Source organism: Actinosynnema sp. NPDC059335 (genome assembly GCF_042752395.1).
Lineage (GTDB): Bacteria > Actinomycetota > Actinomycetes > Mycobacteriales > Pseudonocardiaceae > Actinosynnema.
In genome coordinates, this window is record NZ_JBHYXZ010000221.1 from 1 (window position 1) to 11,196 (window position 11,196).

Consider the following 11,196-nt stretch of genomic DNA (forward strand, 5'->3'; position numbering starts at 1 on the left):
CCCTGACCCCGGCGGGGGCGGGGCCGTGGGGGGGGGGCGGTGGGTGGCGGGGGGCGCGGGGGGGGGGGGCCCCGGGCCCGCGCCCCCCCCCCCCACGCGCCTTTTACCAGGTCCACCTGTTCTCGTACCGGTCGCCCCGGTACTCGATGACGATCACGAGCCGGCCCCGGTCCCAGTCGATCGAAGCCCGGATCCTGCCGTCCTGGAACTCGCCCACGAGGTCGCCGGACCCGACCTGGGTGCCGCGCCAGACCTGCTCGTGGTCCCGTTCGAGGAAGAGGTGGAGGGTCTGGCGGGGATGGTCCAGGTAGCCGTACAGGGCGAGGTCGTCGGTGACCTGCCACTCGATCCGGCCGATCCGGGAATCGGCCGCGCCCGCCTCGCGCTCCGACGCGCCGAAGGCCGGGGTGGCCTGCCCGGCGGCGTGCGCCGGCCCGCCGAGGCCGACGGCGATCGCCGCCAGCACCAAGGGCACCAGGACGATGCGGGACAGGGTCGTGGGAACGGTTCGCACGGTGATCAACTCCTCGCCGACTCGGCACGGGCGGCGGTCGCCGCCCGCACTCCACTGTCACCACCGGGACCGCGCGCCGACCAGGGGTGATCACCGGGCCGAACTCGAAACCACCCGGCCAGGTCACACGCCTTCACGGACCGAAGTGGACTCTCCCGGGCGCCGCGCGGGTCGCGTGCCGCGTTCGGCTCCGGGTGGCGGCACGACTCGGGCTCGCGGCCTCCGCCGGAGTCGGGCCGGGCGGTGAACAGGACGTCGGAGGGCAGGGCTGCCGCCGGCCCGGCGGGCCGTGCGGAGGTGGTTCCGCTCCGCTCCCGCGTTTCGCGGCCCGTCGCGCGGGAAGCCGTCCAGGGACGACGACGGAGGAGGCGGCATGAAGGCCGTGGTGTGGCAGACCGCCCTGGGCGCGGCATGAGCGGCACCGTCGCGGACGCGCTCGTCCGACGCCTGCGGACCTGGGGCGTGCCCCGCGTGTTCGGCTACGCGGGCGACGGGATCGACCCGATCCTGGCCGCCCTGCACCGGGCCGGCGGCGACCCGGAGTTCGTGCCCGTGCGGCACGAGGAGATGGCCGCGTTCATGGCGTCGGGCCACGCCAAGTACACCGGCGAGGTCGGGGTGTGCCTGGCCACGCAGGGGCCCGGCGCGATCCACCTGCTCGGCGGCCTCTACGACGCCAAGCTGGACCGCCGCCCGGTGGTGGCGGTCGTCGGCCAGGTCGTGTCCACCGCGCTGGGCACGGGCTACCTGCAGGAGGTGGACCTGCACGCGTTGTTCAAGGACGTCTGCGGCCAGTACCTGCAGACGGTGTTCGCGCCCGAGCAGCTGCCGGTGCTGCTGGACAACGCGATGCGCACCGCGATCTCCGAGCGGGTGCCGACGTGCCTCATCGTGCCGCACGACGTGCAGCGGGCCGACGCGGCGCAGGAGTTGCCGCACACCCACGGCGTGGTGCCGTCCTCGGCGGTCGTGGCCCGGCCCCGCGTGCTGCCGCGCGAGGACGACCTGCGGCGGGCCGCCGACGTCCTCAACGCCGGCCGGAAGGTCGCGCTGCTGATCGGGCGCGGCGCGGCGGGCGCGCAGGCCGAGATCGCGCGGGTGGTCGAGGCGCTGGGCGCGGGGGCGACGGCGTCGCTGGTGGGCAAACCCGTGATCCCCGAGGACGCCCCGTGGCACACCGGCGTCATGGGGCACCTGGGCACCACCGCCTCGGCCGAGCTGATGGCCGGCTGCGACACGCTGCTCATCGTCGGCAGCAACGACCCGTGGACCGAGTTCTACCCGGAGCCGGGGCAGGCGCGGGCCGTGCAGATCGACGTCGAGGCCCGCGTGGTCGGCAGCAAGTACCCCGTCGAGGTCCCGCTGGTGGGGGACGCCACCGAGACGCTGCGGGCGCTGCTGCCGCTGCTGCGCCGCAATCCCGACCGCCGGTGGGAGGAGCGGGTGTTCGCCGCCGTGGCCCGGTGGCGGCGCATCGCCGGGGAACGCGCCCAGGCCCCCGCCGACCCGCTCAACCCCGAGCTGGTGGTGCACGAGCTGTCCGGTCACCTGCCGCTCGACGTGCGGGTGGCGGTGGACGTCGGCTCGGCCACCTACTGGTTCGCCCGCCACCTCGCGCTGCCGGTCGGCGCGCCCGCGCACACCTCCGGCTACCTGGCGTCCATGGGCTGCGCCCTGCCCTACGGCCTGGCGGCGAAGCTGGACGCGCCGGACCGGCCGGTCGTCGCCCTGGTGGGTGACGGCGCGATGCAGATGAACGGCCTGCTGGAGCTGATCACCGTCGCCGACCGGTGGCGCGACTGGGCCGACCCGACGTTCGTGGTGCTCGTGCTGCACAACCGCGACCTCAACGAGGTCACCTGGGAGCAGCGCGAGATGGAGGGCGACCCGCGCTTCCCGACGTCGCAGCGCGTGCCGGACTTCCCCTACGCCGCGTACGCCGAGCTGCTCGGGCTGCGCGGCATCCGGGTCGACTCCCCGGACGCCGTGGGCAAGGCGTGGCACGAGGCGTTCCACGCCGACCGGCCGGTGGTCGTCGAGGCCGTCGTGGACCCGGCCGTGCCGCTGCTCGCGCCGCACCTGCCCGACGAGAAGGTCGACATGATCCACCAAGGGCTGGACCAGGAGCCCGACGGCGACCCGGAACGGGACCACCTGCGCCGGCAACGCGCCGACGAGGGGCACGGGTAGCGGTCGCCGCCGGGCCGGGGACGGGGAACCGGACTCGTCGTCACCCGGCGCCCCGGCTGGCCACCCGGCCGCCGGCATCCGGTGGGACGACGTGGTTGGCGGTCGTCGCGGCGGGTAGCCGACACGGTGGTCACACCGGAGCGATGGAGGGCACATGGCGGACCGGATCGCGGACATCTGGGGCACGCGCACGCCGCACGCGAAGGACGAGCCGTGGCCGGTGCGCGTCGACCTGCACCTGGACGCCGGCGTGGCGGAGTCCGACGTGGACCGCTGGGTGCAGTCGGCGTGCGTGCTGTGCAGCAACGGCTGCGGCTGCGACATCGCCGTCAAGGACGGCCGCATGGTCGGCGTCCGGGGCCGTGCGGGCGACGTGGTCAACCACGGCCGGCTGGGGCCCAAGGGCCTGTACGGGTCGTGGCAGTACAACGGCCGGGACCGGTTGACCCGGCCGCTGGTGCGGCGCGGCGGCGTGCTGGTCGAGTCCGACTGGGACACCGCGATGGACCTCGTCGTCCGGCGGTCGCGGGAGCTGCTGGACGAGGTGGGGCCGCTGTCGCACGGCTTCTACACCAGCGGCCAGCTCTTCCTGGAGGAGTACTACACCCTCGCCGTGATCGGCAAGGCCGGCCTGGGCACGCCGCACATGGACGGCAACACCCGGCTGTGCACGGCCACCGCCGCGGCGGCGATGAAGGAGAGCTTCGGCTCCGACGGCCAGCCCGGCAGCTACACCGACATCGAGTCCTGCGACGCGATCTTCCTGTTCGGGCACAACATGGCCGAGACGCAAACCGTGCTGTGGGCCCGCGTGCTGGACCGCCTGGCGGGACCGGACCGCCCCGCGGTGGTCGCGGTCGACCCGCGGCGCACCAAGGTCGCCGAGGCGGCGGTGGAGTCCGGGGGAGTGCACCTCGCCCCGCTGCCCGGCACGAACCTGGCGCTGATGAACGGCCTGGTCCGCGAGCTGATCGTGAACGGCTGGGTGGACCGCGACTGGGTCGCCGCCCACACGCTCGGCTACGACGAGCTGGCCGCCACCGTCGAGCCGTACACGCCCGAGCACGTCGCGGACACCTGCCGGGTCGACGCCGCCGACCTGCGCCGGGCGGCCCGGATCTTCGGCACGTCCGAGCGGGTGCTGTCCACCGTGCTGCAGGGCTTCTACCAGTCCCACCAGGCCACGGCGGCGTCCTGCCAGGTGAACAACCTGCACCTGCTGCGCGGCCTGATCGGCCGGCCCGGGTGCGGCATCCTGCAGATGAACGGCCAGCCCACCGCGCAGAACACCCGCGAGACCGGGGCCGACGGCGACCTGCCCGGCTTCCGCAACTGGGACAACCCCGAGCACATCGGGCAGCTGGCGCAGCTGTGGAACGTCGACCCGCTGACCATCCCGCACTGGGCCCCGCCCACCCACGCGATGCAGCTGTGGCGCTACGCCGAGCAGGGCTCCATCCGGTTCCTGTGGATCTCGGCCACCAACCCGGCCGTGTCCCTGCCCGAACTGCCGCGCGTCCGGGAGATCCTGGCCCGGGAAGACCTGTTCGTGGTCGTGCAGGACGGGTTCCGCACCGAGACCGCCGAGTACGCCGACGTGGTGCTCCCGGCGGCGCTGTGGGGCGAGAAGCAGGGCACGTTCACCAACGTCAACCGCACCGTGCACCTGTCGGACCAGGCCGTCGCACCGCCCGGCGAGGCCCGGTCGGACCTGGACATCTTCCTCGACTACGCCCGCCGCATGGACTTCCGCGACCGCGACGGGCAGCCGTTGATCAAGTGGTCCGACCCCGAGGGCGCGTTCCGGGCGTGGCAGGAGTGCAGCCGCGGCCGGCTGTGCGACTACACCGGCCTGTCCTACGACAAGCTGCGCGGCGGCAGCGGCATCCCGTGGCCGTGCAACGACGAGCACCCCGACGGCTGCGACCGCCTCTACGCCGACGGGGTGTTCCCCACCCACCCGGACGTGTGCGAGGACTACGGCCACGACCTGCTCACCGGCGGCTCCACCTCGCCCGAGCAGTACCGGGCCCAGCGCCCCGACGGCCGGGCGTTCCTCAAGGCCGCCGAGTACGCCCCGCCACCGGAGCGGCCGAGCGACGACTACCCGTTCGTGGTGACCACCGGCCGCACCGCCTACCACTTCCACACCCGCACCAAGACGGGCCGCTCCCGGCAGCTGCGCCGCGCCGCGCCCGAGCCGTGGGTCGAGCTGTCCGCCCACGACGCCGCCGCCCTGGGCGTGGCCGAGGGCGACCTGGTCCGGGTCGAGTCGCCGCGCGGCCGGGTCGAGGCGCGGGCCCGGATCGGCCGGGGCCGCGACGGCGTGGTGTTCGTGCCGTTCCACTACGGCTACTGGGACACCGACGACGACCGGCACGCGCGGGCGGCCAACGAGCTGACCCTGACCGAGTGGGACCCGGTGTCCAAGCAGCCGCTGTTCAAGATCGGCGCGGTCCGGGTGACCAGGCTCGCCGACGCCACCGGTCCCGCGCCCGCGCCCACCACGACGGCGTCCGCGCCGCACGACCCGGCGGGCGTGCCGGCGACCGCGGGCGAGGACGACGTGCGCGAGGAGGTGGCCCCGACCGGCCCGCCCCCGCCGCCACCGACCCCCGACCGCACCCCGAACGTGCTGCCGCACGCCGCGTCGAAGGGCTGATCATGCACCTGGCCACCTACCTGGGACTGCTGCACACGTCGCTGACCACGCTCGCCGGCGCCTTCCGCGAGGTCGGCCGGGGCCACGCGGACGAGCCCGACGTGTGGCACACCTGCCAGGTCCTCGCCGAGCGGACCGACCACCAGGCCGAGGCCCTGGCGCCGGTCGTGGAGCGCTACGGCGAGCACCGCGAGGAGGAACCCGAACGCCTGCACGCCGCCGGCCTGGACTCCACCCGCAGCGGGGCGGTCGGCCTGCTGCGCGACCTCCAGGACCTCTACACCCTGGCGAGCCTGACCGACATCACCTGGACCGTCGTCGGCCAGGCCGCCCAGGGCCTGCGCGACCGGGAACTGCTCGACCTCGTCAACGCCTGCGAACAGGACACCGCCCGCCAGCTGACCTGGCTGCGCACCCGGATCAAGCAGGCCGCGCCCCAGGCCCTCATCGCGGCCCGGTGAGCGACGTGGACGACGGGCCCGGCGGCGCGCTCCAAGCGGCCGAACGACGGGCGGGCGGCCTCGGCGCCGCCGGGTACGCCTTCGCGCTGTGCCTGGCGGTCCTGGCCGCCGCGGGTGGTGTCGCCCTGCTCGTCAGGCAGCCCTACCTGTTCCCCAGCCTCGGCCCGACCGTGATGCTGTTCTTCGAGTCACCCCGGCAGCAGTCGGCCGCGCCCCGCAGCACCCTGATCGGGCACGGCGTGGCGATCCTGGCCGGGGCGGGCTGCCTGGCCCTGTTCGGCCTGACCGACCACCCGCCGGTGCTCCAGGAGGGCGTCACGGGAGCCCGCGTCGGCGCCGCCGCCCTCTCGGTCGCCCTGACCGCCCTGGTCCTGCGCGTGCTGGACTGCCCGCACCCGCCCGCCGGGGCGACGACCCTGATCATCAGCCTGGGCCTGCTCACCTCCGCCTCCGAGCTGGTCGCCATCGGCGTGGGGGTGCTGCTGGTGACCGTGCTCGGCGTGGCCCTCAACCGCCTGCTCGGCGTGCGGCAACCGTTGTGGCGGTGATCGGCCCGGGACCCGGACCAATCCGACGCGGGGTCCGCGACGAACAGGGGGCAGCGGGCCGTGCGGTCGGGAGCAGTCGCGTGCGAGCGGCGCGGCCGGCGGTCGAGGACCGTTCCACCCGAGAAGGGGCACGATGACAGGCCGTGAGCGCAAGCTCCAAGCCGTACCCACCGACACCGGTGACGAGGACGACGTCCCGGCCGAGGAGTTGCTGGGCCTGGTGGCGCGCGGCGACGACGCGGCGTTCGCGCGGCTGTACGACAAGGTGGTCGGCAGGGTGTTCGGGCTGGTCCGCCGCGTGGTGCGCGACCACGCGCAGTCCGAGGAGGTCACCCAGGAGGTCCTGGTCGAGGTGTGGCGCACCGCCGCCCGCTTCGACCCGCGCCGGGGCAGCGCCGAGACGTGGGTGCTGACCGTGGCGCACCGCCGCGCCGTGGACCGGGTCCGCTCGGCGCAGGCCGCGACCCGGCGGGAGGACCTCGCCGCCCGCCGCGACGTCGAGACGCCGTTCGACGCGGTCAGCGAGCAGGTGGCCGCGCGCATCGAGCAGCGGCAGGTGCGCCGGTGCCTGGCCACGTTGACCGACCTGCAGCGGGAGTCCATCCTGCTGGGCTACTTCCGGGGCTACAGCTACCCGGAGACGGCCGCCGTCCTCGGCATCCCGCTGGGCACGGTGAAGACCAGGATGCGCGACGGCCTGATCAGGCTCCGGGACTGCCTGGGGGTGACCCGATGACCGACGACACCGCCCGCGCCGAGGCGCACACGCTGATCGGCGCCTACGTGCTCGACGCGGTCTCCGCCGCCGAGCGCCGCCTGTTCGAGGACCACATCGCGGTGTGCTCGAGCTGCGCGCAGGAGACCGCCCAACTGCTGGCGACGGCCACGCAGCTCGCCGGCGGCACCGAGGCCGAGCCGCCCGCGCACCTGCGTGAACAAGTGCTGGCCGCCGCGCTCCGCACCCCCCAGCTCCCGCCGGACCCCGACGACCGGTCGGATGGGCCCGCCGAGCCGTTCCCGCCGGGCTCCGGTGATCGGCCGGATCAGCCCGTCGGGCCGGTTGCGCCGGGCTCCGGTGATCGGCCTGCCGGGGCGATCGGGCGGGGTTCGGGCGATCGGTCGGGTCGGCCTGCCGGGCCGGTTGAGCCGGGCTCCGGTGATCGGCCTGGCGAGCCGTTCCGGCGGGGTTCCGGCGATCGGCCCGACCTGCCCGCGGAACCGCACCGGCGGCGTGCCGGCGGGAGGCGGGGCACCTGGTTGCGCAGGACGGCGGCGCTGGCCGGTGCGGCGGCCGTCGCGGTGGCGGTGACCCTGGGCGTCCAGGGCGTGCGGACCAACGATCGGCTGGAGCGCGACCTCCAGGCATTGGAGCAGGTCAACAGCCGCAACAGCCAGGTCGCCGAGCTGCTGGCCGCACCGGACGCCAAGCTCGTCCGCGGCGAGGTCGCCGGCGGCGGCACGGGCACCGTCGTGGCATCGTCGGCGAGGGGCCAGGTGTTGTTCCTCGCCCACGGGCTGGCCCGGTTGCCGGACGACCGCACCTACCAGATGTGGCTGATCGGTGCCGACGGTCCACGGCCGGCGGGGCTGCTCACGTCCGCCGACGCCCCCGAACCCCTGCTGGCGAGCGGTTTCACCGGTCGGGAAGCCGTGGGCCTCACGGTGGAGCCGCGAGGAGGGTCGCCCCGACCCACCACACCCACCGTCGTGGTCCTGCCGCTGGTCTGAGCATCGCCCGCTCCGGCCGGGGCAATCCGCCGGGCGCTCGGCCGCGAACACCGGGCATGGACACCTCCACGCGCAGGCAGTCGTCGGAAGCCGGGACGCCGCGCCTGCGGTCGCGGGCGGCGGTCGCGGTGGGTCTGGTCGCGGTGGCCGCGGCACTGGCCGCGGGTCACCTCGTGGCCGCGCTGACCGACCCGCTCGCGTCCCCGTTCCTGGCCGTGGGCAACACCGCGATCGACCTGACACCGCACCCGGTCAAGGACTTCGCGGTCCGCACGTTCGGCGAGCACGACAAGACGGTGCTGCTGGCGGGCATGGCCACGGTCATCGCCGCCGCGGCGGTCCTGGCCGGCCTGCTGTCGCGCCGCGGTCCGCTGCCCGGCACGCTCCTGGCCGCGGCGCTGGGCGTGCTCGGCGTCGCGGCGGTGCTCACCCGGCCCACGCTGGGCGCGATCGCCCTGGCGGCACCGTTGGCCGGCCTGGCCGTGGGCGTGCTGGTCTTCCGCCGGCTGCACCGGCTCGCCCGCCACAGCCCGGCGGACACGCCCGCTGCGGCCGAGCCGCACCCCATCGACAGCACCGCCAACGCCGGCGCCGGCACCCGCACCGCCGGCAGTGACGGCACCGCCACCGCCACCGCCACCGCCACCGCCACCGCCACCGCCACCGCCGCCGACCGTGCCGCCGCCGGCAGTGCCGCCACCGACCGTGCGGCCATCGACCGTGCGGCCATCGACGGCACCGCCACCAACCACAGCGCTCCCGTCATCGCAGGCCCGGCGCGGGCGGTGGACTGGTCGGTCCCCGGCCTGGGCCGCCGTCGTTTCCTGATCACCTCGACCGCCGTCGCCGCCGCGGCCGGGATCACGGCGGCGGCCGGGCAGGTCGTCGGCCGCCGGGTCGACGTGGAGGAGTCCCGCCGCGCCATCCGGCTCACCCCGGACGTCACCGCGCCACCGATCCCGGCGGGCGCGGACTTCACCGCGGACGGCACACCGACGTTCATCACTCCCAACGCCGACTTCTACCGGGTGGACACCGCGTTGTCCGTGCCGAGGCTGCGGGCGCGGGACTGGCGGCTGCGCGTGCACGGGATGGTCGACCGGGAACTCGTGCTCACCTACGACGACCTGCTGGGCAGGCCGCTGGTGGAGCGGACCGTCAGCCTGTGCTGCGTGTCCAACGAGGTCGGCGGCCCGTACATCTCCACCGCCGACTTCATCGGCGTGTCCCTGCGGGACGTCCTCGCCGAGGCGGGCGTGCGGCCGGGCTCGGACCAGCTCGCGACGCGCAGCGCGGACGGCTGGACGTGCGGCACCCCCGTCGCGGACGTCATGGAGCCCGACCGCGGCGCACTGCTCGCCGTCGGCATGAACGGCGAACCGCTCCCGGCCGAGCACGGCTTCCCGGTGCGCATGGTCGTGCCCGGCCTGTACGGGTTCGTCTCGGCCACCAAGTGGCTGGTGGACGCCGAACTCACCACCTTCGCCGCCTTCGACGCGTACTGGACCAGGCGGAACTGGGCACGACGCGCGCCGATCAAGACCATGTCCCGCATCGACCGGCCCAGGGCCTTCGACCGGGTCCCCGCGGGTCGGTTCGTCGCCGCGGGCGTCGCCTGGGCGCAGCACAAGGGCATCGACGCGGTCGAGGTCCGGCTCGACGGCGGCCCCTGGCGCACCGCGACCCTCGGCGCGGAGGTCAACGTCGACACCTGGCGCATGTGGCGCGCCGAGCTCGACCTCCCCGCCGGCTCGCACATCCTCGAGGTCAGGGCCACGGACCGGACCGGTCACACCCAGACCGGCGAACGGGCCGAGCCCATCCCGGACGGTGCCACCGGCCTGCACACGATCGTCTTCACCGCCCGACCGTGAACCGACCCCGCGCACTCCTCCGGGAATCGACCAATCCGGCGCGCCCCCGGCGCCGAACCACCCACGACAGGCCGGGAAGCACAGTTCCGGCCACCGTCCACAAAGGAGCGACACCATGCGCAGCACCCGGCTCGCGTCCGCGATCGGCGTCCTCGCCGCGGTCCTGATCACGGCCACGGCGTGCGGCGGCGGCGACCAGGCCGCCTCGGACACCACCACCTCGGCCGCCGCCACCACGACCACCGGCGCGGCGATGGGCGACGGCGTCACCAAGACCGGCGACGTGTTCGGCGAGGGCTGCGCCGGCCTGCCCTCGGCGGCCACCGACCAAGGCTCCCTGGAGGGCATGGTCGACGACCCGGTCGCCACCGCGGCGGGCAACAACCCGTTGCTCACCAAGCTCGTCGCCGCCGTCCAGGCCGCCGGCCTGGTCGACACCCTCAACAAGGCCGACGCCGGGTACACCGTCTTCGCGCCCTACGACCCCGCCTTCGACGCCCTGGGGCAGGACGCGCTCGACGCCGTGCTGGCCGACAAGGCCAAGCTGACGTCCATCCTGACCTACCACGTCGTGCCGCAGCGCATGGACAAGGACGGGATCCTGGCGTCGGCGAACCTGCCCACCGTCCAGGGCGGCACCCTCGCGGTCGCGGGTTCCGGCGACGACGTCACCGTCAACGGCGCGAAGGTGCTGTGCGGCAACATCCCGACCGCCAACGCCACCGTCTTCGTGATCGACGCGGTGATGATGCCGACCTCCTGACGGCCACGCCTGGGTGACGGTGCGCCGGCCGGTGTTCCCGCTGATCAGGCGTGAGGGCCGAACCGCCTCACCAGACCGGACAAATACCCGATAGGGTGACGAAGTCATGATCCACTACCCCGTGAAGGGAAGTCACCCGTGGCTGTTTCGATCAACCTGGACTCGCAGCTGGACAAGGCCTACGAGGGCCTGACCGTGTCCGAGGTGCTCGACGCGCCCGTCGCCGCGCTGGCCGGCGTCAGCGAAGGCGACGCGGAGAAGCTGGACGCGGCCTTCGGGATCAAGACCGTCCGCGACCTGGGCACCAGCAAGTACTTCGCGCTCGCCGCGGCGCTGGTCGCCCTGGAGGGCGCGGCGAAGTAGCCGCCCACCCGCGGCGGGGGGGCCGCGGAGGGCGACCCCCACCCCCCCCCGCCCCCCCCCCCGCCCGCCCCCCCCGCCAACCACACAGACGCG

At 74.8% G+C, this 11,196-nt stretch carries 10 protein-coding genes; 9 read left to right on the forward strand and 1 reads right to left on the reverse strand.

What is annotated here, in order from left to right; genetic code table 11:
* Window positions 1–103 precede the first annotated feature (103 nt).
* On the reverse strand, window positions 104–514 hold the full coding sequence (locus tag ACFXGA_RS37465) for a hypothetical protein (RefSeq protein ID WP_378097005.1): 411 nt from the start codon (window positions 512–514) through the stop codon (window positions 104–106).
* 411 nt (window positions 515–925) lie between these two features.
* Between ACFXGA_RS37465 and ACFXGA_RS37470 the strand changes: the two genes are divergently transcribed.
* The 9 genes from ACFXGA_RS37470 (at window position 926) to ACFXGA_RS37510 (ending at window position 11,103) form a co-directional block, all read left to right on the forward strand.
* The gene (locus tag ACFXGA_RS37470) at window positions 926–2,704 is read left to right on the forward strand and encodes a thiamine pyrophosphate-requiring protein (RefSeq protein WP_378097008.1); all 1,779 of its coding nucleotides are present in this window, start codon (window positions 926–928) and stop codon (window positions 2,702–2,704) included.
* Between the two features lie 154 nt (window positions 2,705–2,858).
* The gene (locus tag ACFXGA_RS37475) at window positions 2,859–5,366 is read left to right on the forward strand and encodes a molybdopterin oxidoreductase family protein (RefSeq protein WP_378097010.1); all 2,508 of its coding nucleotides are present in this window, start codon (window positions 2,859–2,861) and stop codon (window positions 5,364–5,366) included.
* Between the two features lie 2 nt (window positions 5,367–5,368).
* Window positions 5,369–5,827: a hypothetical protein gene (locus ACFXGA_RS37480; protein WP_378097013.1), complete on the forward strand. Its 459-nt coding sequence runs from the start codon at window positions 5,369–5,371 to the stop codon at window positions 5,825–5,827.
* Window positions 5,824–6,375, forward strand: a complete 552-nt coding sequence (locus tag ACFXGA_RS37485; RefSeq protein WP_378097016.1) for an HPP family protein — start codon at window positions 5,824–5,826, stop codon at window positions 6,373–6,375. Before ACFXGA_RS37480 ends, ACFXGA_RS37485 begins: the two co-directional genes overlap by 4 nt.
* 133 nt (window positions 6,376–6,508) lie before the next feature.
* Complete coding sequence (gene sigK / locus ACFXGA_RS37490) at window positions 6,509–7,111, forward strand: ECF RNA polymerase sigma factor SigK (protein ID WP_378097019.1); 603 nt, start codon at window positions 6,509–6,511, stop codon at window positions 7,109–7,111.
* Window positions 7,108–8,103: an anti-sigma factor domain-containing protein gene (locus ACFXGA_RS37495; protein ID WP_378097022.1), complete on the forward strand. Its 996-nt coding sequence runs from the start codon at window positions 7,108–7,110 to the stop codon at window positions 8,101–8,103. Before sigK ends, ACFXGA_RS37495 begins: the two co-directional genes overlap by 4 nt.
* A gap of 56 nt (window positions 8,104–8,159) precedes the next feature.
* Window positions 8,160–9,977, forward strand: coding sequence for a molybdopterin-dependent oxidoreductase (locus ACFXGA_RS37500; protein ID WP_378097025.1), 1,818 nt, complete (start codon window positions 8,160–8,162; stop codon window positions 9,975–9,977).
* 115 nt (window positions 9,978–10,092) lie between these two features.
* A complete protein-coding gene (locus ACFXGA_RS37505; RefSeq protein ID WP_378097028.1) occupies window positions 10,093–10,740 on the forward strand; it encodes a fasciclin domain-containing protein in 648 nt (215 codons plus the stop codon).
* A gap of 138 nt (window positions 10,741–10,878) precedes the next feature.
* Window positions 10,879–11,103 carry a hypothetical protein gene (locus ACFXGA_RS37510; protein ID WP_378097031.1) on the forward strand — a complete coding sequence of 75 codons (225 nt, stop codon included), beginning with the start codon at window positions 10,879–10,881 and terminating at the stop codon, window positions 11,101–11,103.
* Window positions 11,104–11,196: the final 93 nt, after the last annotated feature.

What these genes read in the sequence shown, in the direction of transcription:
- ACFXGA_RS37475 (WP_378097010.1), top strand. Translation starts at nt 2,859, where the DNA reads ATGGCGGACCGGATCGCGGACATCTGGGGCACGCGCACGCCGCACGCG.
- ACFXGA_RS37500 (WP_378097025.1), top strand. Translation starts at nt 8,160, where the DNA reads ATGGACACCTCCACGCGCAGGCAGTCGTCGGAAGCCGGGACGCCGCGC.
- ACFXGA_RS37495 (WP_378097022.1), top strand. Translation starts at nt 7,108, where the DNA reads ATGACCGACGACACCGCCCGCGCCGAGGCGCACACGCTGATCGGCGCC.
- ACFXGA_RS37480 (WP_378097013.1), top strand. Translation starts at nt 5,369, where the DNA reads ATGCACCTGGCCACCTACCTGGGACTGCTGCACACGTCGCTGACCACG.
- ACFXGA_RS37505 (WP_378097028.1), top strand. Translation starts at nt 10,093, where the DNA reads ATGCGCAGCACCCGGCTCGCGTCCGCGATCGGCGTCCTCGCCGCGGTC.
- ACFXGA_RS37470 (WP_378097008.1), top strand. Translation starts at nt 926, where the DNA reads ATGAGCGGCACCGTCGCGGACGCGCTCGTCCGACGCCTGCGGACCTGG.
- sigK (WP_378097019.1), top strand. Translation starts at nt 6,509, where the DNA reads ATGACAGGCCGTGAGCGCAAGCTCCAAGCCGTACCCACCGACACCGGT.